Origin of the sequence: Chitinophaga deserti, from assembly GCF_003149455.1 — a bacterium.
GTDB lineage: Bacteria > Bacteroidota > Bacteroidia > Chitinophagales > Chitinophagaceae > Chitinophaga > Chitinophaga deserti.
In genome coordinates this window covers 545,399-571,181 of record NZ_QFFK01000002.1, presented here as the reverse complement: position 1 = coordinate 571,181, position 25,783 = coordinate 545,399, and the positions used below count along the sequence as shown (strand labels likewise).

At 50.2% G+C, this 25,783-nt stretch carries 23 protein-coding genes; 8 read left to right on the top strand and 15 right to left on the bottom strand.

Annotation, left to right across the window (positions count from 1 at the left end; genetic code table 11):
• Positions 1–18: 18 nt before the first annotated feature.
• The 3 genes from DEV76_RS06420 to DEV76_RS06405 form a co-directional block, all read right to left on the bottom strand.
• Positions 19–2,379, bottom strand: coding sequence for an ABC transporter permease (locus DEV76_RS06420; protein ID WP_198651959.1), 2,361 nt, complete (start codon positions 2,377–2,379; stop codon positions 19–21).
• Positions 2,380–2,661: 282 nt separating this feature from the next.
• Complete coding sequence (locus tag DEV76_RS06410) at positions 2,662–3,351, bottom strand: ABC transporter ATP-binding protein (RefSeq protein WP_109696262.1); 690 nt, start codon at positions 3,349–3,351, stop codon at positions 2,662–2,664.
• A 39-nt stretch (positions 3,352–3,390) separates the two neighbouring features.
• Positions 3,391–4,638, bottom strand: coding sequence for an efflux RND transporter periplasmic adaptor subunit (locus DEV76_RS06405; protein ID WP_109696260.1), 1,248 nt, complete (start codon positions 4,636–4,638; stop codon positions 3,391–3,393).
• 314 nt (positions 4,639–4,952) lie between these two features.
• On the opposite strand from DEV76_RS06405, the gene DEV76_RS06400 reads away from it, so the two are divergent.
• The 5 genes from DEV76_RS06400 to DEV76_RS06380 all read left to right on the top strand — a co-directional run bounded on the left by DEV76_RS06400 (position 4,953) and on the right by DEV76_RS06380 (position 11,465).
• Positions 4,953–6,299: a sigma-54-dependent transcriptional regulator gene (locus DEV76_RS06400; RefSeq protein ID WP_109696258.1), complete on the top strand. Its 1,347-nt coding sequence runs from the start codon at positions 4,953–4,955 to the stop codon at positions 6,297–6,299.
• A 1-nt stretch (position 6,300) separates the two neighbouring features.
• Positions 6,301–7,632 (top strand): sensor histidine kinase, encoded by a 1,332-nt coding sequence (locus DEV76_RS06395; protein ID WP_109696255.1) that lies wholly within the window; start codon positions 6,301–6,303, stop codon positions 7,630–7,632.
• Positions 7,633–7,665: 33 nt separating this feature from the next.
• A complete protein-coding gene (locus DEV76_RS06390; RefSeq protein ID WP_109696253.1) occupies positions 7,666–8,331 on the top strand; it encodes a lysoplasmalogenase in 666 nt (221 codons plus the stop codon).
• A gap of 632 nt (positions 8,332–8,963) precedes the next feature.
• Entirely contained in the window at positions 8,964–10,565 is a 1,602-nt protein-coding gene (gene nadB, locus DEV76_RS06385) for an L-aspartate oxidase (protein ID WP_109696706.1), read from the top strand.
• A gap of 18 nt (positions 10,566–10,583) precedes the next feature.
• Positions 10,584–11,465 (top strand): lysophospholipid acyltransferase family protein, encoded by an 882-nt coding sequence (locus DEV76_RS06380; RefSeq protein ID WP_109696251.1) that lies wholly within the window; start codon positions 10,584–10,586, stop codon positions 11,463–11,465.
• Positions 11,466–11,519: 54 nt separating this feature from the next.
• Here the strand turns inward: DEV76_RS06380 and DEV76_RS06375 are convergent, their stop codons facing one another.
• From DEV76_RS06375 to DEV76_RS06340, 8 genes are all read right to left on the bottom strand, one after another.
• A complete protein-coding gene (locus DEV76_RS06375) occupies positions 11,520–11,894 on the bottom strand; it encodes a LysM peptidoglycan-binding domain-containing protein (protein WP_109696249.1) in 375 nt (124 codons plus the stop codon).
• A gap of 39 nt (positions 11,895–11,933) precedes the next feature.
• Complete coding sequence (locus DEV76_RS06370) at positions 11,934–12,425, bottom strand: BON domain-containing protein (protein WP_232826889.1); 492 nt, start codon at positions 12,423–12,425, stop codon at positions 11,934–11,936.
• A gap of 208 nt (positions 12,426–12,633) precedes the next feature.
• Positions 12,634–13,905 carry a MutS-related protein gene (locus tag DEV76_RS06365; protein WP_109696247.1) on the bottom strand — a complete coding sequence of 424 codons (1,272 nt, stop codon included), beginning with the start codon at positions 13,903–13,905 and terminating at the stop codon, positions 12,634–12,636.
• 95 nt (positions 13,906–14,000) lie between these two features.
• Positions 14,001–15,404: an MBL fold metallo-hydrolase gene (locus DEV76_RS06360; protein ID WP_109696245.1), complete on the bottom strand. Its 1,404-nt coding sequence runs from the start codon at positions 15,402–15,404 to the stop codon at positions 14,001–14,003.
• Between the two features lie 175 nt (positions 15,405–15,579).
• The gene (locus DEV76_RS06355; RefSeq protein ID WP_074241384.1) at positions 15,580–15,939 is read right to left on the bottom strand and encodes an ArsR/SmtB family transcription factor; all 360 of its coding nucleotides are present in this window, start codon (positions 15,937–15,939) and stop codon (positions 15,580–15,582) included.
• A gap of 305 nt (positions 15,940–16,244) precedes the next feature.
• Positions 16,245–16,922, bottom strand: coding sequence for a tRNA (adenosine(37)-N6)-threonylcarbamoyltransferase complex dimerization subunit type 1 TsaB (tsaB, locus tag DEV76_RS06350; protein ID WP_109696242.1), 678 nt, complete (start codon positions 16,920–16,922; stop codon positions 16,245–16,247).
• An 8-nt stretch (positions 16,923–16,930) separates the two neighbouring features.
• Positions 16,931–17,587: a 3-hydroxyacyl-CoA dehydrogenase family protein gene (locus DEV76_RS06345; RefSeq protein WP_109696240.1), complete on the bottom strand. Its 657-nt coding sequence runs from the start codon at positions 17,585–17,587 to the stop codon at positions 16,931–16,933.
• A gap of 6 nt (positions 17,588–17,593) precedes the next feature.
• Positions 17,594–17,974 (bottom strand): RidA family protein, encoded by a 381-nt coding sequence (locus tag DEV76_RS06340; protein WP_109696238.1) that lies wholly within the window; start codon positions 17,972–17,974, stop codon positions 17,594–17,596.
• Between the two features lie 103 nt (positions 17,975–18,077).
• On the opposite strand from DEV76_RS06340, the gene DEV76_RS06335 reads away from it, so the two are divergent.
• On the top strand, positions 18,078–18,890 hold the full coding sequence (locus DEV76_RS06335) for a CPBP family intramembrane glutamic endopeptidase (protein WP_157962751.1): 813 nt from the start codon (positions 18,078–18,080) through the stop codon (positions 18,888–18,890).
• Here DEV76_RS06335 and DEV76_RS06330 read toward each other — a convergent pair whose 3' ends face one another.
• From DEV76_RS06330 to DEV76_RS06315, 4 genes are all read right to left on the bottom strand, one after another.
• Positions 18,891–20,510 (bottom strand): L,D-transpeptidase family protein, encoded by a 1,620-nt coding sequence (locus DEV76_RS06330; RefSeq protein WP_109696234.1) that lies wholly within the window; start codon positions 20,508–20,510, stop codon positions 18,891–18,893.
• Positions 20,511–20,625: 115 nt separating this feature from the next.
• On the bottom strand, positions 20,626–22,173 hold the full coding sequence (locus DEV76_RS06325) for an Rne/Rng family ribonuclease (protein ID WP_109696232.1): 1,548 nt from the start codon (positions 22,171–22,173) through the stop codon (positions 20,626–20,628).
• A gap of 445 nt (positions 22,174–22,618) precedes the next feature.
• Positions 22,619–23,467: a tetratricopeptide repeat protein gene (locus tag DEV76_RS06320; RefSeq protein WP_157962750.1), complete on the bottom strand. Its 849-nt coding sequence runs from the start codon at positions 23,465–23,467 to the stop codon at positions 22,619–22,621.
• A 24-nt stretch (positions 23,468–23,491) separates the two neighbouring features.
• On the bottom strand, positions 23,492–23,779 hold the full coding sequence (locus DEV76_RS06315) for an HU family DNA-binding protein (RefSeq protein ID WP_029464490.1): 288 nt from the start codon (positions 23,777–23,779) through the stop codon (positions 23,492–23,494).
• Positions 23,780–24,013: 234 nt separating this feature from the next.
• Between DEV76_RS06315 and mutY the strand changes: the two genes are divergently transcribed.
• Both mutY and DEV76_RS06305 read left to right on the top strand, forming a co-directional pair.
• Positions 24,014–25,063 (top strand): A/G-specific adenine glycosylase, encoded by a 1,050-nt coding sequence (mutY, locus tag DEV76_RS06310; protein WP_109696702.1) that lies wholly within the window; start codon positions 24,014–24,016, stop codon positions 25,061–25,063.
• A 166-nt stretch (positions 25,064–25,229) separates the two neighbouring features.
• Positions 25,230–25,709 carry a single-stranded DNA-binding protein gene (locus tag DEV76_RS06305; protein ID WP_109696228.1) on the top strand — a complete coding sequence of 160 codons (480 nt, stop codon included), beginning with the start codon at positions 25,230–25,232 and terminating at the stop codon, positions 25,707–25,709.
• The last annotated feature ends 74 nt before the right edge of the window (positions 25,710–25,783 follow it).

Sequence of the window (25,783 nt, the reverse complement as noted above, 5' to 3'; positions counted from 1 at the left end):
GTGGTTTGAAGTTGAAAGTTATTCTGCCCTGAGCGATTTAACCGGGCTCATCCTTGCTGTGCGGATAGACTGGTAACTAACCGTCATCATAGCCATCACCAGTGATAATACCGCGGTGCCGGCGAAGATCCACCAGCTGATCTCGATATGCACTGCAAATTTCTCGAGCCACCCCTGCATGAAATACCCTGCCAGCGGCAATGCGATGGCTACAGCCACCAGTACCAGCCGCAGGAAATCCTTGCTCAGCAATACCAGTATCTGGGTTACGGTAGCTCCCAGCACCTTGCGGATACCGATTTCCTTCGTGCGCTGCTGTGCAGTGAATGCCGCCAGCCCGAAGAGACCCAGACAGGCAATGAAGATGGCCAGCACGGTAAACACGGTCGATAATCTTCCGATCACCGCTTCGCTCCGGTACATTCTTTCGAAGAATACATCCATGAACTTAACTTCGAAAGGATACTCCGGATTGAATTGTTTATATACAGCTTCGAGACTTGCCAGTGCTTCATCCGTTTTACCCGGCTGTATGCGCACGAGTATTTTACCGCCCGGCTCATCGATATAAAGGATGAGCATGGGGGCCGATTTACTGGATAAATGCCTGCTCGCGAAATCCTTCACCACACCTATAATGGGCATCTGTTTTCCTTCTATCGTTAAATTCTGTCCGGCAAAAGGTTTCTTTAGTTTCATAATCCTGGCCGCCGTCTCATTTATGATCACACCATCTTTATCTGTAGGGTGAGCTGCCGAAAAAGTGCGCCCCTCCACTATATCGAGCTGCATGGTTTTATCCAGCCCGTCAGTAGCTTCGAGCTTATCAAACAGCACCGTTTCACTTTCTGATTTACCCGGCCACGATACGCCCTGCCCGCTGTTACCCACATCAATGGGCAGCTGGTTGGCCACCATGGAAGAAACGATTCCGGGCTTCCCTTCCAGCGCATGCCGGAAAGCTTCTATGTTGGAAGACACTCCGCCTTCCTTATTGAAAAATACCACCTGATCCTTGTTCAGCCCCAGGTTCCTGTTCTTGATAAACTGTACCTGCAGGTATACCAGCGTGGCTGCTACAATAAGTACTGTTGATATACTGAACTGGAATATTACCAGCCCTTTCCGCAGCCAGATAGCCGATGATTTCAACCGCAGCATTCCGCCTTTCAGCGTAGATACCGGGTTGAGGGAAGAAAGGTAAAATGCAGGATAGCTGCCGGCAGCAAAGCCGGTGAAAGCTCCCAGGCATAATAGCCCCAGCAGATTATACCAGGTAAACACGGGTACTATCATCGTGGTATTCACCATCTTTTCAAACACGGGCATCAGCAGCCAAACCAGTCCTACAGACAGGATGGAGGAAATAAACACCAGTGCAAATGATTCTCCGAGGAACTGCGAGATCAGTGAAAGTCTTCCTGCCCCGATGCTTTTACGCACCCCTACTTCTTTACTGCGCTGTACAGCCCTTGCTGTGGAAAGATTCATAAAGTTGATACAGGCGATCAGCAATACGAACACCGCCACAATGATGAACAGCCTCACATATTCCATTCTTCCCGGTTGCAGTATGCCGTCTTTAAACTGTCCTTTGAGGTACACATCCGAATAGGGATAAAGGAACACCTCCGTGGAGGAGCCTTCTGCATTACGCTTGATAATATTTTTGGCGCTTGCGTTCACTTTTGCCAGATCGGCCTGTGCATCCAGCAGCACATAAGTACGCGGTGCGTTGGCGGTCCATGATTCCAGCCATTTATTTTCGGCTTTCAGTTCCTGCATGGGCAGCAGGAAGTTGAACATGAGCGAGCTCCCTGCAGGAGGAGCCTTCACTACGCCAGACACGGTGTAGTCCTGCTTGTTTTCCAGGCGAACCGTTTTACCCAATGCTTTATCGCTCCCGAAAAGCGCTTCGGCAGATTTATCGGTTAGTACAATATTCCCTGGTTGAACGAGCGCTGTTGCCGCCGTGCCTTCGAGGAAAGGGAAAGTAAATATGTTGAAGAACGAATTGTCGGTATAATGCCCCTGAAACTTGAGGTTCTTATCACCCGAAGAAACGAGTTTATCCGCATTCCAGCTCACGGATGCGGCTTCACGGATACCCGGCACTTCGGTCCTGAGCTTGTCTACCAGTGGCCCCGGTGTAGCCGTGGTGGTCAGCATCTCGTTGTGAGAGTAGTACTGATGTTCATATACCTGGTAGATCTGCGGCAGCTTCTCGTGGTACCGGTTTGTACTGAACTCATTGGCCACCCAAAGGAGGATGAACATGCAGGCGGTCATCCCGATGGTGAGGCCTGCAATATTGATGGCTCCGAACACTTTGTTGTTCCAGAGGTTCCGCCATGCGATCTTGATATGATTTCTGAACATGTACATGTTGAATAAGGGGGTGAGGATATTAATCGTTACCGGCAGTCCGGTTAGGAAATACTTGTCTGCGGCGGTATTGATTTAACAGGCACATTCCGGCAAACAATATCAGGAGCAGGGGAAACAACATGGAAGGAAAAAGTAGCATACCCTGCAATCCTTCCGTAGCGGTGCTTTCGCAGGAAAAGCTTCCTATCAGAGCGCCCGGCTGCGGGAGCTGGATGATTTGTTCAGGGCAATGCGGTACCATAGTCAATCAGTTTTAAAGTTTGATCTTACAGTTTATACGTGAAACTGTTCCTTGATGTTTTCAGTTACTACCTTACCATCAAACAGGTTAACGATGCGGTGTGCAAACCCGGCGTCATAAGGCGAGTGAGTCACCATGATGAGGGTTGTACCTGCATCGTTCAGTTCCTGAAGCAGTTTCATCACTTCTTCACCATTGGTGGAATCGAGGTTACCCGTGGGCTCATCCGCCAGAATAAGTTTAGGCTTTGCCACTACTGCACGGGCAATAGCCACACGTTGCTGCTGGCCGCCGGAGAGCTGTTGCGGGAAGTGGTTGCGGCGGTGCATGATATTCATACGCTCCAGCACTACTTCCACCCTTGCCTTTCTTTCACTGGCAGGTACTTTCAGGTACAGCAGCGGCAGTTCCACATTTTCGAAAACAGTCAGTTCATCGATGAGGTTGAAGCTCTGGAATACAAATCCTATCGCTCCTTTGCGGAGCTGGGCGCGCTGGCGCTCACTCATCCGCGCTACTTCCTGCCCCCAGAAATGATATTCGCCGTGGGAAGGGTTATCGAGCAAACCGAGGATATTGAGCAATGTGGATTTACCGCAGCCCGAAGGGCCCATGATGGCAACGAATTCCCCATCCTGAATTTCCATGTTAATGCCATTCAGCGCGGTGGTTTCCACTTCTTCTGTGGTGAATAATTTCTGCAGGTTGACTGTTCTGATCATTTGTTTCGGATTGAAGTTGATGTAATGGTTTTGGGTGGATCAAAATTCCAAGACTTCCTTGTTCCCAAAGTTTTCGTAAGTGGAAGTGATTACCTGGTCGCCGGGCCGGAGGCCATCAAGCACTTCGAAATACACCGGGTTTTTACGGCCAAGGGTTATCTTACGTTTGGCGGCTCTTTTACCTCCATTTTCCACAACATACACCCAGTTGCCGCCGGTATCTGAGAAGAAGCCGCCCGCAGGCAAAAGTAATGCTTCGGATGATTTCCCGAGCTCAAGGCGGATAGGAGAGGATTGCCCGCGGCGGATGCCTTCCGGAGCAGCCTGCTGGAATTGCATGTCTACTTCGAAACGGCCGTTCTTCACTTCAGGATATACTTTGGAGATCACCATTTCATTGGCTTTCCCGTTGAATTCAAAATTGGCTTTCAGGCCGGAGAAAATACGGTTGATGTAATGCTCATCTACCTCTGCACGCATCTTAAAGCCATTCAGGTCATCGATCTGCCCGATGTTCTGCCCCGCCTGAATGCTGGTACCCACTTCCACGTTGATGGACGACAGCTGCCCGTCTACCGGGGCGCGTACCACCAGGTTGGCCAGGTTATCCTTCATCAGGGTGAGGTTACGCTGTGTGCGTGCTATTGTGCCTTCCAGCTGTGCTATCTGGGTTTTGGCGTTCTCCAGCTGGTATTCCTGCGACTGTACCTCGATCTGGCGCTGGCGGCTCAGGCGCTCATATTCACGCTTTGTTTTAAGGTACTCCTGCTCGGCTACTACTTTGTCTTTAAACAGTTTATGGTTCCGCTCGAAGATATCCTTCGCCTGATCTACCTGGTAGTCCAGGTCGCTGAGGGTTTTCTCCAGGGAGAAACGGTCTTGTTTAAGACGGAGCCGGGTATTCTGCAGCTCGTTGATGAGGCGGTACATTTCGGTTTCGCGGTTCACGAATTCCATCATGAGGCGCTGGTTTTCAAGCCGGAGAATAGAATCACCCGCTTTAACCATACTGCCGCCTTCCATGAATTTACGGGCTACATATCCCCCCTCGATGGCATCGAGCCGGATGGTTTTGAGGGGATGCACCACTCCGGTAACGGAGATGTACTCGTCGAAGGTGCCTTTGGTGACCTGGGAAACGGTGATCTTATCTTTCTCCACGTTGAGCTTGCTGCGCTTGTCCGCGAAAATAAAGCTCCAGAGGAGCAGAAGCACTACCGCACCACCGCCTCCGTAAATGAAGAGGCGCTGCTTGGTCCAATATTTCTTTTTGAGTTGTCTATCCATGACTATAATTGCTGGCAGTATAAAGTCAATCCATGTGCCAAGCCATGCCAATCCGCAAAACCCGCTTCCATGGCGGATGTAGCTGGCAGTACCCCTGCATGGCCTGTTCCATAGCGGACAGGCGGTGTCCGTTTCCGGACAGCTGTACCCTCCCGGGAAAGACCATAAAATTATCCCGGGGCGATCGGAAATCATTGTTTAATATTGCCACAGCAGGCAGTTCCGGCGAAAAAATACATATCCCTGCAAGGGAACCCCGGCACGACCGGAATACGATTTGCTGTCTGTCCTTTTAAAAGCATTAATCCTACATCATGAGCATCCAGCAAGGTAAAATTCTTATAGTAGACGATGATACGGACGTTCTTCGTGCAGCACGCCTCCTTCTTAAAAGGCATTTCGCACAGGTGGACTTTGAAAAGAACCCGCAGAAAATCCCCTACCTGGTTACCAATTTCGAATACGACGTTATCCTGCTGGATATGAACTTCACCCGCGACCTCTCCAGCGGGAAAGAAGGTTTCGAATGGCTCGACCGTATACTTGATATCAATCCCAAAGCCACAGTGGTGCTCTTCACCGCTTATGGCGATGTGGAAATGGCCGTACGCGCCATTAAAGCCGGTGCGGTAGATTTCGTACTCAAACCATGGGAAAACGATAAGCTGCTGGCTACCATGCAAACTGCCGTGGCCGCCAGCCAGGCTAAGCAGGAAAAGAAAGCAGGAGGCGCCACCCTTCATACAGATAATGTACTGATCGGGGATAGTCCGGCCATGCAGGAGGTCCTTGAAACCGTGGGCCGCGTTGCCGGAACAGACGCTAACATCCTCATCCTAGGAGAAAACGGAACCGGGAAGGACCTGCTGGCCCGGCATATCCATGCCCTGAGTATGCGGAAGGAGAAGCCCATAGTGCCGGTAGACCTTGGCGCACTCAGCGAGTCCCTCTTCGAAAGCGAACTATTCGGCCATGTGAAAGGCGCATTTACCGACGCGCGCGACGACCGTGCCGGCCGCTTCGAAGAAGCCGCAGGAGGCACTATTTTCCTCGATGAAATAGGCAATATCTCTATCCCATTCCAGGCAAAACTATTGACGGTACTGCAAAACCGTCAGGTTACCCGGGTAGGCTCCAACAAGCAGCTGCCTATCGATGTAAGACTGATTTCCGCTACCAATAAGAACATCCAGCAGTTGGCCGCCTCCGGACAGTTCCGGCAGGATCTGCTCTACCGTATCAATACCATTGAAGTGCATTTGCCGCCCCTGCGCGAAAGGCGGGAAGATATTGTACCCCTGGCGGAATACTTCCTTGGCATGTATCGTAAGAAGTATAACCGTCCCGTAGCCTTTTTGCACGATACCCTTATTACCCAGCTGGAGAATTACGAATGGCCGGGTAATATCCGCGAATTGCAGCATGCCATTGAGCGCGCAGTGATCCTTTGCCAGGGTAAAACACTCATGCCTAAAGATGTATTCGTGAAATCGACTACTTCTTCCGAAAAGCTGGATACCGGTTTTAACCTGGAAGATATGGAAAGGAATATGATCGCACAGGCGCTGAAACAGTGCAACGGAAATATCACCGATGCCGCACGAGAGCTGGGCCTTAGCCGTGCTGCGCTTTACCGCCGCATGGAAAAATACAACCTGTAAAATGAACCGCTTCAGCGTCAATATCCTGCTGCGCCTGATCCTGCTCATCGCCACTGTGGCGGCGGGCTTTGTGGTATGGTCTCTTGGCTTCCCGCTCCTTATCTGGCTCGTGGTGCCTTTCCTCATCGCACAGGTCGTGTCTTTATACCATTACCTCAACCGGGTTAACCGTAAACTCACACTGTTCCTCGAAGCCATCCGCTACGAAGATTTCTCTATCCGCTTTAGTGCAGACAATAAGCTGGGTAAGAGCTTCAGTGCATTGAACCATCAGTTCAACGAAGTACTGGAAGCATTCCGCCAAACCCGCGCGGAAAGGGAAGCCAATCTAAAATATATCGATACCATCATTCAGCATATCAGCATTGGTATTTTTTCTTTTGATGCAGACGGGAAGATAGAACTGATCAACCCCGCCGCCTTCCGCCTGCTGGGCATTTACCGCCTGCGGTACATAGACGAACTGAAGAATCTGCATCCCGATCTTGCCGGGCTGCTGCTGCAGCTCCCCGCCGGACAAAAAACATTGTATGCCACACAAAACGGCCAGCAGCTGAGTATCCACGCCGCCAGCGTACGCCTGCAGGGGCGGCTGGTAAAGCTTATATCGCTCCAGAACATTCATGCCGAGCTGCAACAGAAAGAGCTGGAAGCCTGGCAGAACCTCACAAAGATCCTGCGCCACGAAATCATGAATTCCGTTACGCCTATCGTGAGCCTCATCGGCACCATGCAGGATATTGTGCAGTACGACCTGGCGGCTACAGACGATCAGAACATTGCAGTGGAAGATCTCCGCGAAGCCCTCGATACCATCGAAAGCCGCAGTAAGGGGATTATGAACTTCGTGAATGCTTACAGGGATTATACCACACTCCCCAAGCCGCAATTCACGACCATCAACCTGAAGCAACTCATTACTTCCGTGAGCAACCTGCTGCTGCCTGAAATTAAAACCGCGGGCATCCGGTACCGTTCAAACGTTTCGCCGGAAAACATCGAAATACATGCAGATGAAACACAGCTGCAGATGGTGCTTATCAACCTCATTAAAAACGCCATGGATGCGCTGGATCAGACAGACCAGCCGGCCATTACGGTAAAAGGGTCGTTCAACGGCCAGCAGGTTATTATTGAAATCACAGATAACGGTCCGGGTATAGACCCCGATGCGCAGGAGAAAATCTTCATTCCATTCTTCACCACTAAAAAGAAAGGTTCCGGCATTGGCCTGAGCCTCAGCCAGCAGATCATTCAGATGCATGGCGGGCAGCTCAAACTGAGCAGCATTCCTGAAAAGGGTACAACTTTTTACGTATTGCTCACCAATTAAAAAGGGTGTAAGTTGAGGGTACAATTCCACAACATGAAGCCTGCCTATTGGATAACAGTATATTTCCTCATTTTGCTTGCGGATATCGGAATGATCGTATTTGACGTTCCGCATGCCCGGTTCATTACCAAGCCGCTGCTGATGATATTACTCGGCGTGTTCGGATGGGTGCTCGGCGGGAAGCTCCATTACCGTTCCCGCAATTTCATTTTCGCAGCCGTTATCTTTTCCTGGTCGGGCGATGTGTTTTTGCTCTTCCCGCAATTCTTCCTCCCCGGCCTCGTCAGCTTCCTCATAGCACACCTGATGTATATCGGTTTTTTCGCCACATCAAAACCCCGCCCTCCGATCGGGGTTGTTGAGATAATGGCCATGATAGCGGCGCTGGGCTATGCCGGCATTATGCTCTGGATATTGCTGCCTGCTGCAGGCGCCATGAAGATCCCCGTTATCGCTTACACGGCCGTCATTACGGGGATGTTTATACTGTCTGTCAGGGCCTTCAGTTTCGGTGCGCCCTGGTATGGGAGGCGCTGCATCTTTGGGGCGTTCCTGTTTGTAGTATCCGATTCTGTACTTGCATTCCAGCTTTTTTATGCCGATTTCCCTTATAGCGGCGTGGTGGTAATGGCTACTTACGGCGTGGCGCAATGGCTCCTGGTGTCGGGGAGTTTGTATTATCTGCGGAACAGGATATGACCATTTTAGCAGGAAAACATTTTATTTTGCCGGGCTTTTCAGTCTGAAGCTTCTTTCGTACCTTCGATTCAGCCAAACTACCGGATGCCCAAACAATACAATTTCCCTGTAAACTACTGGCTATCAATACGAAATAATAGAACCCCTTTAGCACAGGCATCTGATTACTCTGTAATATGTCTGGTTTTTAATATACCTTAACTCCAGATCAAGTCCACATCAAGTCCACCTCAAGTCCACCTTATCTCCACAGTTCCGGCATGGTTCCCGCATGCTTATAGCATGGTTTCCGTATAGTTCCCGTACTGTTTCCCTACTGTTCCCGTACTGTTTTCGTATTTTTAATGCAGGATTACTGCTTCTACTTAACTTCATCTTATCTTCATTCTAACTTCATTCTAACTTGAATAAGCTTGAAAGATTGATTATCAGCCTACATTAGCATCTCCGGTGCTGCCTGCCTCCCATCAATGCTTATGGGACGCCTCCTTTAAATACAACCCTGGAACTCAACCCGCCACGTCAGGCCTGACTGCTCCGGCTATACGCTGCGCAGGAGAACACTGATAATGGCAAGAAAGCCAACATTTACCGAAACCAACTAATCTGATTATTGCCTAATTTTGATGTCTATGCATCAAACGGATTTTCTGGTAGTAGGCTCCGGTATCGCCGGGCTTACGTATGCGCTGAAAGTGGCCGGTGAGTTCCCGGACAAAAAGGTAACCATCATTACCAAGACACGCGAGGATGAAACCAATACCAAATACGCCCAGGGCGGCGTAGCCGTGGTAAACGATCTGGAGAACGACAGCTTCGAGAAACACATTGAAGATACCCTCATCGCCGGCGACGGACTCTGCAATGAGAAGATCGTAGAGATCGTCGTGAAAGAAGGCCCCGACCGCGTAAACGAACTCATCGCCTGGGGCGCACAGTTCGATAAATCGCCCGACGGCGACCTCTCCCTCGGCAAAGAAGGCGGTCATTCAGAGTTCCGCGTTATCCATCATAAAGACGTTACCGGCCGCGAAATAGAAAGGGCACTCCTCGAAGCCGTGCGCCGCAGCAAAAACATAGAGGTGATCACCCACTGCTTCGTGCTCGATCTCATCACCCAGCACCACCTCGGCTACCTCGTCACAAAATCCACCCTCGACATCGAATGCTACGGCATCTATGTCCTCAATCTCAAAACCAATAAGATCGAAAAGATCCTGTCCCGCGTTACGCTCCTGGCTACAGGAGGCAACGGACAGGTATACCGTACCACCACTAACCCCACCATTGCCACGGGCGACGGTGTGGCCATGGTGTACCGCGCCAAAGGGCGTATCGAAAACATGGAATTCATCCAGTTTCACCCCACGGCATTGTACCAGGTGGGCGTGAGCGGCCAGTCGTTCCTCATCACCGAAGCCGTACGTGGCGATGGCGGCATCCTCCGGAATGCCAGCGGGGAAGATTTCATGCATAAATACGACCAGCGCCTTTCACTGGCTCCCCGCGATATCGTAGCCCGCGCCATAGACTCCGAAATGAAGATCACCGGTACCGAACATGTGTACCTCGACTGCCGGCATATGGATCTGGAGAAGTTCATTCATCACTTCCCCAACATTTATGAAAAATGCCGCTCTATCGGGATAGACGTTTCGAAAGACATGATCCCCGTAGCCCCGGCAGCCCATTATAGCTGCGGCGGTGTTAAGACCGATGAGTACGGCCGCACATCTATCCGCAACCTCTATGCCTGCGGCGAACTTGCCAGTACAGGCCTGCACGGCGCCAACCGCCTCGCCTCCAACTCCCTGCTGGAAGCCATGGTATTCGCACACCGCTGCTACCTCGATGCCATAAAAACGATAGAGCATACCACCATCCGGGCCGATGTTCCGGACTGGAACACCCTCGGCACCAATGCTCCCAAAGAGATGATCCTCATCACGCAAAGCCTCAAAGAGCTGAAGCAGATCATGAGCGATTACGTAGGTATTGTACGTACCAACGTGCGTCTCGAAAGGGCCATGCGCCGGCTGGATATGCTGCACCTCGAAACGGAAGCGCTATACCGCGAAACCGCCGTATCGCCGCAGCTGTGTGAATTGCGTAACCTCATTACCGCAGGCTACCTTATCGTGAAAGGCGCCGCCTTCCGTAAAGAAAGCCGCGGCCTCCATTACAATACCGATTACCCGTCTAAAAGCGAACTGGTTCAGAATATTATCCTGTAGAGAAAAGAGAGAGCGGATATGTATTATATTCTAATTGCGTTTTGTTACAGCATTTCCTTATTGCCCCTGTGGCTGTTGTACCTCATCAGCGATGGGCTTTATGTATTCGTTTACCACATTATACGCTACCGCCGCAGCGTGGTGCTGGAAAACCTCCGACAGGCTTTCCCCGGTAAGCCTGAAGCAGAGATCAGGCGGATGGCCCGCAAATACTACCGCAACCTTACGGATATGATGGTGGAAACCATCAAGCTGCTGACGATGAGCAAATCCTCATTGGCCAAACGCTTCATCTGTGACCTTTCCGTTTTCAACAAACTATACGCCGAAGGCAGAAGCTGCCAGCTGCACCTGGGGCATAACTTCAACTGGGAATGGGCCAACCTGTTCTGCATTCAGGGCGTTAAGTTCCCTTTCCTCGTGGTGTTTATGCCGCTTACCAACAAAGCCATGAACAGGATGTTCCGGCATTTCCGCGAAAAGTTCGGTACTATACTTATACCCGCCAACGATATGCGCAATGGCATGGCCCCCTGGATGGGTAAGCAATACCTGCTGGCACTGGTGGCAGACCAGAACCCCGGCAACCCGCGCCGATGCTACTGGTACCCTTTCCTGAATAAGATGACCGCCTTTTACAAAGGCCCTGAAATGAGCGCCCGGCGCAATGATATCCCTGTGGTATTTGCCGACATCAGGAAGAAGAAACGTGGTTACTACGAAGCCAAACTAACCCTGGCCTTCGAACACCCGGCGCAAACAGAAGAAGGAGAAATAACGGAAAGCTTCGTGAAGTTCCTTGAAAAGAACATTTACGAACAGCCCGAAGTATGGGTGTGGAGCCACCGCCGCTGGAAGCACGAATGGAAGCCCGAATTTGGAAACGGGCATAATGAATAAAATAAAAGGGCGGCCCTGACAGGGCCGCCCTCGTTATAAATACTGATAAGTTAACTATGCAGTGGGGATCTTCAGCTTCCATCCCGGCTGAATAATATCGGGGTCCTTAATCTTATCCTTATTGGCTTCAAATATCTTCTGCCAGGTAAGGCCGGGATACTTCTTGGCGATTTTGCTGAGGTTATCGCCCGACTGAACTTCATATTCCTGCTCCGCACCTTCGGCGAGAGAAATATTCAGTACCAGATCGCCGGCGCGCATTTCGGGATCCAGCTTTTCATAAATTCCCCAGAGCTGATCTTTCACTGCTCCGGATGGTGCGGTGCCTGTAACATACAGTACCCCGTTCTGCTCAGCTACCTGCAATCCGGAAACACCGCCACTGTTGGCAGCCTGGATCAGGGATGCATATTTTTCCTGTAATGCCATGTTGTAGTTTTTTTGCGTGATAAATGGATGGTCAGCCGCTTATTGCAGGGTCAGCTTATTGTTGATCTTTTTAGGCTTCGCTTCCGCTGCAGCCTGCATTACTTTCTTGAGATCGGCTTTTGCAATAGTACCGGTCAGCGTAACTTCTCCATTGGCAATAGTAGCCGTTACACCCGTAATGCTGTGTGCGTTCAGTGCTGAGTCCACACTGGTTTTCAGCAAATCATCAGGGCTTATTACTACGGGCGGAGGAGGGGGTGCAGGAGGCGTGATCATTACATTGTTGGTCACAGATTTAATGCCTTTCACTTCTTTGGCCGATGCTTCCGCTGCTGATTTGGTTGCATCGTCCAATACTTCCCCGCTGAGGGTGGCTACACCGCCTTTCACTTCGGCGATCACACCGGGAGTGGTAGCGGCCAGCTTGTCATTAACTTCTTTCTGAAGTTTGGCATCGCTTGGTTTGCAAGCGTAAAGGAAAACGCCCATACCTACGAGGCAGGCGAGTAACAAGGATTTGCGTTTTTTCATACGATTAAAATTTAAAGGAATGTAAAAAACTCCTGTCCTAATGGACATTTATTTTCCAGTTAAAAAAATAATAATCAATGTGTTAGGCAACCTTAAAGTGGCATTTCCCGGGGCAGGCCCCTTATAATTGAAATGCCTGGCTTTCGGCGGGGATAAAGAGGGTATTTAGTACAACAACGCGGGTGCAGAGATGTTTAGATTGGGGAAATTAAATTGATGGGTTATTGCCCAGCAACTCATTCAAACCGGCATTGGTAAATAACAGGCGTCCTAATTTCAGCTCAGACCATCCCGGCATCAACCGGTATGTTTGATTCGGCTGGCCATTCAAAATCTCCGCCTCCATCTGCATCGCTTCATAAGGCACACCATCCAGGGCGGGACGAATCTCAATAAGGTGGGTGGATATGATGAACAGTCCGGATGAAAACTGCTGCAAACCGCGTACCGTTTGTACGAGGAGGGCCACCGCCTCTTCCGTGTTGGTACCGCTGAACAATTCATCGAACATGGCAAAGCATCGCCGGCCCGCCACGGCGGCTTCGGCTACGGTTTTAAGATAGATGACCTCCTGCATATAATGGCTCAGTCCGGTAGAGATGTTGTCGGTAACATTGAGTGCTGTAAGGAAGGAATCGAAAATGGGCAACGCACCTTTGTTTGCCGGTATGCCCAACCCACGGTGGCCCAGCATAATGCACAGCCCTATGCTCTTCATGGCGGTCGATTTACCGCCCATGTTGGGCCCCGTCAGTAAAACGATATTGGCCCCGCCCGTAAAATCATTCCGGACGGCATTCTTCACCAGCGGATGATAGAACCCTTCCAGCTGCACCGGCCCTTCATGGAATTCCGGGAACGTAAGCCCCTGTTCAATGATCCCTTTCGCCAGCGACCAATACATTTCAAATTCGTGAAACGCCTCCCAGAAAGGATCGAGATGCTTCCGCTGCTTCATGTCCTGGAGGGTATTTAACAATACCGAAGCCAGGTGATCCCCGAACCTGTCTTTATGAACAGCCTCTACCCCCCTTTTTATCTTCAACCGTGCCAGTACCTTTTGTATCCGCTCCACCTTCTCCTGGAAATCTTCCGGGAATTCAACCCCTTCCGGCATAGGGAAGTAAAACGAATCCAGCCGCTCGAAGAAGAACAGTAACTGTATACATTTACTGCGTACAAGCTTCCGGTTGGTGGCAGGGAACAGCCTCGCCCACACGCCGGGGAATTCATATGCGAAATAGTCGGCCTGGGTGGTGAAAGTATGCACCTCTTCGAAATCATAGCGGGAATACGCAAAATGCCGGAGGTGTTTCCAGTGGCGGATAAAGGTTTTCAGAACAGCCTGCCGTTGCAAAATAAGAGGAAGGGGAAGCTGATCTCCATGAAAGAAATCCTCCAGCTGCTGGCGCGCCGGACGGCAGAGGGTATGATCGAAAAGGGAGATGATTTCCCGGGGTATCTGGACGGTGTCGGGCATATGGATAATATGCCCTAAATCTGCAAATCACCTGCCAGACATGAAGAAGCCGGGACCCATGGCCCCGGCTTCGTATCACATATTCGTTGCATTTCTTAGTTGAGAACGTTCTTCTCCTTTTCGATGGTAAGACCTTCCTGGTCTTTCATCTTAGCGAAGCCGCCGTTTACATTGCGGAGGTTATGCACCCCTTCGCGCTTCATGATCGAGCATGCGATTACGCTGCGGTAGCCGCCCTGGCAATGTACATAAAGGTTGAAATGTTCGTCGAGATCCGCCATGGAACCGGGATCGGTGAGTTCGCTAAGCGTTAGGTTCATGGCGTTTGCCACATGCCCGTCTGCGAATTCAGCAGGTTTACGGACGTCCACGATCAGCAGGTGCTCGTCGTGCGGGATATCCATAGCCAGCTCGTCAGGATCTACGGAAATGATCATATCGATGTTTTCACCGGCGCTCTGCCAGGCTTCATATCCCCCTTCCAGGTAACCTTCCACTTTGTCGAAACCCACGCGTGCGAGGCGCACGATGGTTTCTTCTTCCTGCCCGGCCGCGGTAACGAGGATCATGGGCTTATCAAACGGAAGGAGGCTGCCCGCCCATTCTGCAAAGCGGCCTTCGAGACCGATGCTGATAGAACCGGGTACAAACCCTTCAGTGAAGGTATTGGCGTTGCGCGTATCCAGGATCACGGCGCCCTGGTCGGCCTTTTCCCTGAATGCGGCTATAGATAAAGGCTGCAGGCTGCGTTCCATTACTTTGTTCATGGTATCGTAACCTTCCTTATTGATTTGTGCGTTGATGGGGAAGTATTGCGGAGGCGTGCTGAGGCCATCGGTAACCTGGCTTACGAAATTGGCTTTATCTTCTGCCAGCAGCGCATAGTTGTCGCGTTTCTGTTCACCGATAGTGGAAGATGTATTGGGACCGAGGTTCTTACCACAGGAGGAACCGGGGCCATGCGCCGGGTAAACGATCACATGATCGGCCAGGGTCTTGATTTTTGTGTTCAGGGAATCGAACAGCATACCCGCCAGCTCTTCTTTGCTGAGGTTGCCGCTAAAGAGATCCGGACGGCCAACGTCGCCAACAAACAGGGTATCGCCCGTGAAGATAGCATGGTCCTGCCCTGCTTCGTCGATCAGCAGGTAACAGGTGCTTTCCAGGGTGTGGCCCGGTGTATGAAGGGCACGCACGGTCAGTTTACCAATGCGGAACTCCTCACCGTCTTTAGCGATAAGCACCGGGAAACCGGTTTTCGTTTCAGGACCGTATACGATGGGGGCATGGGTAGCCGCAGCAAGGTCGAGGTGGCCGGAAACGAAGTCGGCATGGAAATGTGTTTCGAAAATATACTTAATGGTGGCGTTTCTTTCATGTGCCAGGGTGAGGTAGGGCTCAATGTCGCGCAGGGGATCAATAATGGCGGCTTCTCCTTCCGACTCGATATAATAGGCGGCTTCCGATAAGCATCCGGTATACAACTGCTTAATGTACATAATGGTTTTTGATTTCGGCAAAAATACGAAGAAGTCGCAAATTGAGCGCGGACGGGTGTCAGTCCCATGTCAAAGAGGGGGAAAAACAAAAGACCGCCTTCCGGGGAAGACGGTCTTTTCAGTATCGTAGGTGGCCCAAAGCGGGACTTGGTTATGAAAAAGAAAGATGCTGGTATTATCCCACCAGTTCTTCGACGAATTTCGCCACTTCGGCAATTCGCTGCTTGTTGATGGTATAATGGATAAACTTGCCGTCTCTTTCGGTAATCACGATCCCGGCGCGGCGCAGGATAGCGAGATGCTGGGAGGCTACAGACTGTTCCAGGCGCAGTTTCACATAAATCTCCGTTACAGTCATGCGCTTATGGTCCTCCAGCAGCTTGATCATTTGCTGGCGAAGCTTATGGTTGATTGCTCTCAACACCATCGCAGCCTTCTTAACGGCAATGTAATCCAATTTGATCTGATCTTTTTCATTGTTACCTCTAGAAATAATAAGAGTATTAGAAGAGGTAGTTAATAATTGTTTTTCCATCGCAAAATAGTTTTAAATAATAATGAAATGACAGGGATCAACGGACAGTAAAAACGCGATTATTAGACAATAATCTCGGATATTGATTATACAAAATTATAATATCTGTCACAATAAAAAAAATTTCTATACCTTCTTTTTTAATATATAGACCGGAATATCCCTCTTTTTTCCACAATTTGACCTTTCCATGACATATCCGGGCATATTTAACCGTCCGTGAACACCCTTTCAGATATAAACGTGTTTCTATGCGTAATATGATGCCGGGAAATGCTAAAAATCTGCTAAAAAATCAACGGATGTTACTTTTTACCCGGGTGGTAGAAGGCTTTAAGGTAGTGGGGAGCGAAGTAGGCGACATCCTGAAAGTCCTTTGCAGCAAAGGCTTCCGCAGCTAATTGCACCATATGGGAAGCGGATATCTGGTATGAAGGAAATTGTGTATTGGTGCGTTCTCCTAACAATTCATGCCATTTGGGGGCTCCATCCCCGAAGAAAATGACAGTTTTCTGCGCAATAAAGTTATCCAGAGAACCCTGTTCAAGTATCATAGCCTGGGGGGGCAGCAGGGCTTCGAGGCGGGTATCATATACAGCGGTGAATACTTCCATCCGCCTTGCATCAATCATAGGGGCAAACAATACATCCTGATCCGGCATTAAATCCCGCATGCCGGCGGCCATCATTTGCAGGGTCGATATGGCAATCAGCGGCTTTTTCCAGGTATAGCACAGTCCTTTGGCAGTGGCAGTACCTACACGGAGCCCTGTGTAAGAACCCGGTCCGGCACTGACGGCGATGGCGTCGAGTGACTCGGGGGTTACACCATGGCGGTCCATAAGCTCGCGGATCAGCTGCGTGATCGTGGCAGCATGGTCGCGCTGATCAGTATTATGAATAGTTTCAAGCGGCAAGCCATTACGGGAAAGGCATACGGAGCCGTTGGATGTTGCAGTGTCGATATGTAAGATCTGTGCCAATGTCGGAATTAGTCCAGTTGTTGAATAAATGCGTTGTATTCTTTTTCGAGTGCCGCGCATATACGGTATCGTTCATTTCCTGTTTCCGTATGCACGGCGCGGAGCACTTCGCACACATTCCGGATGCCGATACGGCTGCACCATTCGAAGGGACCGAACGGATAATTAGTACCCAGCTTCATGGAAATGTCGATGTCTTCCCGCGATGCAGTGCCTTCCTCTGCCGTGAAATAGGCTTCATTAATAATCATGGCGATGGTACGGGGTGTAACCAGTCCTGCCGATGCTTTTACGGTATCATATTCCCACCCCAGTTCTTCCATCACTGCTTTCAGCTTTTCGCTGTCTGCATTCTGAGAAAGGCCCACTTCCAGCCGGGGCATACCGATGAAGCCGGGCAGCCAGTTGCAGGCATACAGGCTGGTGTAGTTTTCCCATGCGGCAGACGGTGTTTTCACGAGGCAGCCCAGCACAGGGAGGTTGGGCTGCAGGGCATATACCAGCAGGTTTTCAGGCCGCTCGTCCAGCGAGAGGTCGATCACCAGATCGGCTCCGCCTTTCAGCGGCTGCAGCTCAGGCTCATACAGCACGTGGTGGCTTCCGGTGCTGCGGGCATCGCGGAAGGCTTCCCAGCGCTGGCGTTCGCCGGTAACAATAATGTCCATGAACAATTATTTTACGGCTATCATGGATATCTCCACATTGGCGCCTTTGGGCAATGAGGCAACCTGAACGGTTTCACGGGCAGGGAAGTATCCGGTAAAGTATTTACCATACACCTCGTTGATCTGCCCGAAATCACCCATGTCCATAATGAAGATGGTGCTTTTAACAACATCTGAAAAGTCCATACCTGCTTCAGACAGGATGTTCCGGAGGTTCTGCATCACACGGTGCGTTTCAGCGATGATGTCGTCTTTCTCCATCTGCCCGCTTTCCGGGTTCAGCGCTATCTGGCCGGATATGAAGAGCATATTGCCCGCCTGAACAGCCTGGTTGTACGGACCAATAGGTGCCGGTGCGGTGGTGGCGTTGATGATTTGTTTTTCCATATGCCGCAAAAATAAGGTTTTAAGCAAGCAAAATGCTTATATTAGCTCAACGTATCAACCGAGACTAGTCAACTCTACCCATAGAAAATTTAGCTGCACTAATATGTATGTCAAAACAAGGCATGGTCTGTCTTTGAATGGCGCCTGGCGTATGCAGATCGCGCTGTTCGCCGGTTGGATAATTCCCTGCGTAGTGGTGTTTCTGGCATCCGGCCTCAATCTTCTGCAATTCCCCGTTGTTCTTTCCTGGCTTTATCTGCTGGGCGGCGTCAGCGTTATCCTCTGTGTCCTTATCCGCAAACGCGACAATTTTCAGTTGGCACCAAGGCTGTTCATGAACACCGAGTTGTTCGTCCTTTGCATTTCCATGGCTATTGCACTTGTGATAGTGAAAGACGGGCTGGGTTCATTGCTCCCCCTCCCTATCTGGTCTGATATGAGTTTTACTTCCATCCAGGCGGGCTCTGCCGTTATGGTCATATGCACCGTGGCGCTTATGGCCATGATGGAAGAAATACTTTTCAGGGGTATCATTATGGAGGCGCTCCTTTACCGGTATTCAGGCAGCATTGCCCTGTTGCAAAGCTCCCTCTTATATATGCTGGCCCATCCAGACCCTGCGCAGATGCCCGGCGCTTTTTTGCTCGGGCTGCTTTCCGGCAGCTTCTACCTGCGCTTCCGCGACCTCTGCCCTTCCATGCTCCTGCACATTTCCCATAATGCCGCTGCTGCCCTTCTGCTTAATGTAGGCAGCCAGCATTTTGCGCAGGATTCCCCGTTTGCTTATTACATCATGGTGGCAGGATGCATCGCTGCACTGGCCGGCGGATACGTGCTCATGCAACGCATCCCTCTTCCAAAAACAAAAGCGGCTCCCCTGCAAGGAAAGCCGCTGCTGCATCCGGAAAAAGCCTGATTATCTTCCAAATAACATTTTCGCCAGCTTGGCGTCGTGTCCGTAAACATCATCCCGGAAATTAAGACGTCCGTCACTGTCTACCCACGCTGTGAAGTAGCCAATAAACACGGGCAGCTTCTCTTTTACCGTTACATATTTTTCCTTCCCTGCATTCATCGCTGCTTCGATCTTTTCCGAAGTCCAGCTGGAATCTTTCCGCAATACCCATTCTGCCAGTTTCTTGGGCTCGGATACGCGGATGCAACCATGCGAGAAAGAACGCTTCGCTTCATTGAACAGGCCTTTCGACGGCGTATCGTGCAGGTAGATATTATATTCATTCGGGAAAAGGAATTTCACTTTCCCCAGTGAGTTCTTAGGGCCAGGTTTCTGCCGCACGGAAATATTGTTGCCGCTACCGCTCATTTCCATATTATGCCGCGCCAGGTATGCGTTACCGCTCTTCCTGATGCCTGGCAACACTTCTTTCTTAAGGATGCCCGGCGGCACATTCCAATATGGACTGAACACCACGTACTTCATTTCCTTACTGAAAATCACCGTGCTGTTACCCTGGGTTCCCACCACTACGTTGCAGCTCCAGGCCAGCTTACCGTCTTCATACGCATGCAGCCGGAACTCCGGTATGTTTACGAGCAGATAATCTGTAGTTACTTCCACCGGCACCCAGCGGATGCGCTCCATGTTGAGCAGGATCTGGTGCATGTAATGCTGGAGCGGACGGTTCAGCGCGGCCACCGTTTGTTCGCGGATTATGCCATCTGCCTTATGCCCGTTGCGGATCTGGTAATTACGCAGCGCGCTGTCGAGCAGCGGAGTGAAGCGCGGAGTGGTATCCGCATCTTTCAGATCGCCGTACATATGCAGGCGCTTCTTCACAGCGGCAATTGCTTCCGCCGAATCCCCCGACTTATAGGTTTTCTTTTTCTCTATCCTGATAGAATCCAGTGCCGGATTTTCCTTCGCCAGCTTTGCCAGCCGCTGCAGTTCATCGCGCAGCAGTTTGTACTGCCTGTTCACGGGTTCGTTGGTAGCGATGGCAGTTTTAGGATAACGGATCACGGAATCGAGCAGACTCTGCACATTTATCTTTTTCCGGGGGATGAACCATTCGAGGTCTTTCGAATTGGCACTTGTCATCCCGCCCCATACTTTATCGGCGTAAGTGAAGAACTGTCCGGTGAGGGATATTTCAGTCAGTCTCACGAGTGAGTCTTTCCGGTTGAAATCGCTTCCCTGGGAACTGAGGGAGTCGAAGAATACCATGGCGCCTGATTTATCGAGGGAGCTGTCGCTGATACCCGACTTTTCGTCGCTGCGCATCATATTCATGAAGCCGCCAGCCTGTTCGGTGAGTCCTGCGCTATCGATCCACGCGAAGTGGAAAGCGCGTTTGCGGTAGAAGTCGAGGATGTTTTCGCGATAGGGAGCAAATTCCGCATGGTGGTCAAGAAATGCCACGACCTGGATGCTGTCCATCGCTTCGGCGATATATTCTTCTTTGGTGTAGTGTGTGGTATCACGGTTGATCCCTTCGCCGGGTACCCGTTTCTGACCTTGCTGGCAGGCCCAGAGGGTAAGGATGATCAAAGCGGGCAAAAAGGTTTTTTTCAGCATAGTGCAGTAGCATTTAGGAGGTATAACAATAATCCTGCGGGTATGTTGCAAACCCGGGGCCGGAAAGCGGCGCCGTTAAAAAAGGGCGCATCCGGTGAGGTGCGCCCTGAAAATATCAGAATTTGATTTCTTCGTCGTTGGCATCAAAGAAGTGGTACTCCGTGAGATGGTAGTTGGTATCTGCGCGGAGCTTGATCCATTTCTTGTAGGCAAAATACCATTTCCACTGGCGGCTGCGGAGCCATCCTTTGGTGAGGTAAGCGTAGAGAATGGGGTGCACGCGGATAGTGAGGCCGCTGTGCTGGTGGTTGAGGAGATACTGGAGGTTCTTCTCAATGTCTTCCACGATAAGCATGGAGGCGCCGATTTTACCGGTGCCTTTGCAGGTGGGACAATCTTCCGCCACGGAAATGGTGATTTCCGGCTTAACGCGCTGGCGGGTGATTTGCATGAGGCCGAACTTAGAGATGGGCAGAATGGTGTGCTTGGCTCTGTCGGGCGCCATGAATTTCTCCATGGCCTCGTATACATTCTTTTTGTTCTCGGGCAGTTTCATATCGATGAAATCGATGATGATGATGCCGCCGAGGTCGCGGAGGCGGAGTTGCCGGGCTATTTCTGCAGCAGCTTCGAGGTTAGACGCGAGGGCGTTTTGTTCCTGGTTGTTGCTGGAGCTTTTATAACCGGAGTTCACGTCGATGACGTGGAGTGCTTCCGTGGCTTCGATGATAAGATAAACGCCGGAGTCGAGGTTGACGGTTTTGCCAAAAGAGGCTTTTACCTGCCGGGTGACTCCGAAATGATCGAAGATGGGCGCGCCGTTGTGATAGTAGGTCACGATGTCCTGCTTTTCGGGCGCTATCTTCTGAATATACGTTTTGGTATCTGTGTAAATGTTTTTGTCGTTGATGACAATCCTGTTGAAGCTTTCGTTCAGCAGGTCGCGCAAAATGCTGGTGGTTTTAGTTTGTTCGCTCAGGATTTTCTGCGGGGCCTGTGAGCCGCGGAGGTTTTCCTGGATGGTGTGCCAGGTGGACACCAGGGTGGTCAGATCTTCGTGAAGTTCTGCGGTTTTTTTGCCTTCGGCCGCTGTGCGGACGATCACGCCGAAATTGGGTGGTTTAATGGCTTCAACGATCTTCTGGAGTCTTTTCCTTTCTTCCGAGGAGTGGATCTTTTTGGAGACGGCCACTATGTTATTAAAGGGAGTGATAACAATAAACCGGCCGGGCAGTGATATTTCGCAGCTGAGCCTGGGGCCTTTGGAAGAGATGGGTTCTTTGAGAATCTGAACGAGGATGTTGGGTTTTCCGCCGAGTACTTCTGTAATTTTCCCGGTTTTGATGATTTCGGGTTCATTTTTGAACTTGCCGAATTCGAAAGTTCCGGATTTATCGGAGATGGCCTGATTGGTGAACTTGAGGATGGAACGGATGTAAGGGCTAAGATCGGTGTAATGGAGGAAGGCATCTTTTTCGAAGCCTACGTCTACAAAAGCCGCATTAAGTCCCGGGATCAGTTTTTTTACTTTGCCTAAATAAAGGTCCCCCACTGCAAAATTAGGATTGCCGCTTTCGTGATGCAGCTCTACCAACTTCTTATCTTCCAGCAATGCAATTTCAACACCTGACGGTGCTGCATTTATTATCAATTCCTTATTCAAGCGTCAAAATTTTATCCATAAATACTTTCACTTTAGTGCTTTCCTCTCGGTGCTCTGTGGGTTGACAAGGGGGTACAGCATTCCCAGATGTAACCGATGGTTAACGGTACATGATTAAAGAGAGGATTGCAAAGGGTTCAGTGATATACAGGTATCCGTGGTGTCTGTGCGGCCGAACTTACGTAAACAACCTGCATGACACTAGCAATTTAATGATTAATGCTAACATCATGCAGGATTGCATTAAAAAATTTATCGCGCAGCCCCCTTCGGCTATCTATATCTGATTTGTATAAATGGCGGGGAAACGGGAGAATTATTTCTTGCCTTTCTTATGGCGGTTCTTTCTCAGTCTTTTCTTACGCTTGTGAGTTGCGATTTTATGTCTCTTTCTTTTCTTTCCGCAGGGCATACGCTTGTTATTTTTTTAATGTTTTATGAAATATTATTTAATACTCTTGATATACTCGTCGATCTCGGCCGCCAGTGCGGGGTCCTTGATCAGCTTCCGGCACTGCCTGAGCAGTTCGATAGCTTTATCGTTTTCACCTTTACTCTGATAAGCAGCGGCCATCAGGAAGAGTGCTTTAGGTTCGTCGGGCGTACGGTCCAGCACTTTTTGCATCCGTTCTACTGCCTTATCGAACTGGCCGGATTTGATGGAGAAATTTGCCAGGGTAAGCTGTGCATCCAGGAAATCCGGGTTCTTCTCTGCCACTTCGCGAAGTAAACCGATGCCTTGCATAGGCTCGCCGGTATAATCCACGAGGAGGGTTCCTTTCTTAAGTTTCAGCGTATCGTTGGCAGGCTCAAGCGCAATCGCTCTGTCCAGCAGCTCGATGGCCGAGTTAACTTCCCACATTCTCACCGCAGGGTCCTGCGTATGGGAAAGGTGGTCCAAAAATAAATTGGCTGCAAAGGTGAGGTTTTTTCCGGAATTTTCCAACTTAGCCGCTTCGGCGGCATAATGGGCGGCTATGGGGAGCTCGTTGAGGCCGTCCCAGATCAGGTATAATTGTCTGTAAGCTGCAATCTGCTGCGTCTGCACGTCGCCGCGCACAACCGCATTCTCCAGGCGCGAAATCTCGCCCAGCTTTTCAGCCGGGACACGCTCCCTGGCTTTCTGCAATAAGTCCTTGAAATCCGCTGCTACAGCGGCATTCCCTTGTGGCATAGCCATACCTTTAGCGGCATGGTCGTGATCATGCACCTTCGGCGAAATTCTGCCGAATGCGAACAAAGCGATAACTGCGGCAATACCGAGGCCTATCAGCAAAAGTTGATTTCTCTGCACCCTTTTCCAAATTAGGATGCGAATCTACGAACTTTTAAGCTTCTTTACCTCTGCAACAAATTCTTTCGACGGTTTAAACGCCGGAATGTAGTGCTCCGGAATTTCCACAGCCACATTCTTCTTGATGTTGCGCCCGATCTTAGCAGCTCTTTTCTTAGTAATGAAACTGCCAAATCCGCGGATGTAGATATGCTCGCCATTAGCTAACGCCTCCTTCACTTCCTTGAACATGGCTTCGAGTGTTACTAACACATCTACTTTCGGGATGCCGGTTTTTTCAGCAATGTTGTTAATCAAATCAGCTTTTCTCATAATGAAGCGGAGGATTACTTGTTTTCAAAGTTAAATAAAAAATTTTAATTGCTCTATTTTTCAAGCGAATAAAATTTACTATTTTTTATTATAGATAGCAGGTTATAAAATTACGTTTATTTGCGTTCTTTTCCAACCCGTAAATCATTACAACTCAATACAGATAAAGATTCGGGAAGGCGAATATATACAAATGATTCGACATATATAAATTATTTTGTCCAAATGACCGATATGAAGCATTTTTTTACCGAGGGTATCCTCAACTGGAACACGTTTCAGAACGACCGTTCCATGCCCTGGAAAAAAGAAAAAGACCCCTATCGCATCTGGCTCTCCGAAATAATTCTCCAGCAAACCCGCGTAGAACAGGGACGCCCCTATTACGAACGCTTCATCTCCGAATACCCAACCATCACCGACCTGGCCGCCGCCCCCGACGAAGCAGTATTCCGCCTCTGGCAGGGCCTCGGGTATTACGCCCGTTGCAAAAACATGCTCGCCGCCGCCAGAACCGTCGCTAACGATCATGCAGGCATTTTCCCGAAAGACTATACCGGCATCGCCGCTCTCAAAGGAGTTGGCGCATACACCGCAGCCGCCATCGCCTCATTCGCGTATAACCTCCCGCACGCCGTGCTCGACGGCAACGTTTACCGCGTATTAGCACGGTTCTTTGGTATCGATACGCCAACGGATACTACCGCAGGCAAGAAACTTTTCACTCAACTCGCTCAGGACGTACTCCCTGAACAACAGGCCGGCACTTATAATCAGGCGATCATGGACTTCGGGGCCGTTGTCTGCAAACCGCAGCAACCACTCTGCAAATCGTGCCGGCTGGCACCCCGCTGCGAGGCTTATCAGAAAGGATTAACAGATCTTGTACCTGTAAAATCCAAAAAATTACGCATAAAAAAAAGATATTTCTATTATTTGTTGCCAGACAACGGTTCACTGCGATTTGTCCGCAAGCGTACCGCCAAAGACATCTGGCAGAACCTCCACGAATTTCCCATGATTGAGACGCCCGGCCCCGTTACAACTGCAGAACTACTGGCCTCTCCCGAATTCCGGCAGCTCATGGGAAAGGGCAAATTCACCGTCACCCGCGAATCCCTAGAAAAAAAGCAGCAGCTTACGCACCAAACCATCCACGCCCGGTTCCTCCACATCAGTCAGGCAGCCTCCATGCAACCACCCGAAGGCTTCCGGGCAGTACCGGCATCGGAGCTGGATCAGCTCGCTTTTCCGAAGATCATTGTTGACTTTCTCAAAGGTTGACGGGCCACCTGCATTGCGGTACCATTCATTTATAACGACTTATATAAAATATTCGTGCCCATGCGCGAGAAATTTTTGTGGGGCCGATTGGAAAAAACATTAACTTTAATAAGGTTGACCGTGAGATGATTTTTTAAACATAGGACAGAAGTTAAAACCTACAATTATGAGAGGTGTTAATAAAGTAATCCTGATTGGCAATCTTGGCAGAGACCCCGATGTTCAGTTCCTGGAAGGTAACATAGCAGTGGCTAAATTCTCACTGGCCACTACGGAAACTTTCAAAGACCGAGCCGGCAAGCTGATTTCCCAGACAGAATGGCACACAGTGGTGCTCTGGAGGGGCCTCGCAGAGCTGGCCCAAAAGTATCTCCACAAAGGAAGCCTCGTTTATATCGAAGGCCGCCTCCGTACCCGCAGCTGGGAAGACAAGGAGGGTAATAAGAAATTCGCCACCGAAGTGGTGGGAGATAATCTCGTGATGCTCGACAAGCGTATGGATGTAGGTAATGGCGACCATGCCATTTCCCACGGTTCCGGATCCGCATCCGGCAGCCCGCAAAGCGGACAAAGCCATCACGGCGAAGGATATCCCGGCATAGAGATCCCCCCGATGGGTGAAGCGGCCGACGATCTTCCATTCTAAAGAAAACCAACCCGGGCAGGACCCGCCCCTTTTTCCTGCCGTAACGGGACATTCTATTATATTTGCACGCGGGA

What these genes read in the sequence shown, in the direction of transcription:
- DEV76_RS06345 (WP_109696240.1), bottom strand. Translation starts at nt 17,587, where the DNA reads ATGGACATTATTGTTACCGGCGAACGCCAGCGCTGGGAAGCCTTCCGC.
- DEV76_RS06380 (WP_109696251.1), top strand. Translation starts at nt 10,584, where the DNA reads ATGTATTATATTCTAATTGCGTTTTGTTACAGCATTTCCTTATTGCCC.
- DEV76_RS06340 (WP_109696238.1), bottom strand. Translation starts at nt 17,974, where the DNA reads ATGGAAAAACAAATCATCAACGCCACCACCGCACCGGCACCTATTGGT.
- DEV76_RS06330 (WP_109696234.1), bottom strand. Translation starts at nt 20,510, where the DNA reads ATGCTGAAAAAAACCTTTTTGCCCGCTTTGATCATCCTTACCCTCTGG.
- nadB (WP_109696706.1), top strand. Translation starts at nt 8,964, where the DNA reads ATGCATCAAACGGATTTTCTGGTAGTAGGCTCCGGTATCGCCGGGCTT.
- DEV76_RS06420 (WP_198651959.1), bottom strand. Translation starts at nt 2,379, where the DNA reads ATGTTCAGAAATCATATCAAGATCGCATGGCGGAACCTCTGGAACAAC.
- DEV76_RS06365 (WP_109696247.1), bottom strand. Translation starts at nt 13,905, where the DNA reads ATGCCCGACACCGTCCAGATACCCCGGGAAATCATCTCCCTTTTCGAT.
- DEV76_RS06375 (WP_109696249.1), bottom strand. Translation starts at nt 11,894, where the DNA reads ATGGCATTACAGGAAAAATATGCATCCCTGATCCAGGCTGCCAACAGT.
- DEV76_RS06395 (WP_109696255.1), top strand. Translation starts at nt 6,301, where the DNA reads ATGAACCGCTTCAGCGTCAATATCCTGCTGCGCCTGATCCTGCTCATC.
- DEV76_RS06405 (WP_109696260.1), bottom strand. Translation starts at nt 4,638, where the DNA reads ATGGATAGACAACTCAAAAAGAAATATTGGACCAAGCAGCGCCTCTTC.
- DEV76_RS06335 (WP_157962751.1), top strand. Translation starts at nt 18,078, where the DNA reads ATGTATGTCAAAACAAGGCATGGTCTGTCTTTGAATGGCGCCTGGCGT.
- DEV76_RS06355 (WP_074241384.1), bottom strand. Translation starts at nt 15,939, where the DNA reads ATGGAAAAACAATTATTAACTACCTCTTCTAATACTCTTATTATTTCT.
- mutY (WP_109696702.1), top strand. Translation starts at nt 24,014, where the DNA reads ATGAAGCATTTTTTTACCGAGGGTATCCTCAACTGGAACACGTTTCAG.
- DEV76_RS06370 (WP_232826889.1), bottom strand. Translation starts at nt 12,425, where the DNA reads ATGAAAAAACGCAAATCCTTGTTACTCGCCTGCCTCGTAGGTATGGGC.
- DEV76_RS06360 (WP_109696245.1), bottom strand. Translation starts at nt 15,404, where the DNA reads ATGTACATTAAGCAGTTGTATACCGGATGCTTATCGGAAGCCGCCTAT.
- DEV76_RS06410 (WP_109696262.1), bottom strand. Translation starts at nt 3,351, where the DNA reads ATGATCAGAACAGTCAACCTGCAGAAATTATTCACCACAGAAGAAGTG.
- DEV76_RS06305 (WP_109696228.1), top strand. Translation starts at nt 25,230, where the DNA reads ATGAGAGGTGTTAATAAAGTAATCCTGATTGGCAATCTTGGCAGAGAC.
- DEV76_RS06315 (WP_029464490.1), bottom strand. Translation starts at nt 23,779, where the DNA reads ATGAGAAAAGCTGATTTGATTAACAACATTGCTGAAAAAACCGGCATC.
- DEV76_RS06390 (WP_109696253.1), top strand. Translation starts at nt 7,666, where the DNA reads ATGAAGCCTGCCTATTGGATAACAGTATATTTCCTCATTTTGCTTGCG.
- DEV76_RS06400 (WP_109696258.1), top strand. Translation starts at nt 4,953, where the DNA reads ATGAGCATCCAGCAAGGTAAAATTCTTATAGTAGACGATGATACGGAC.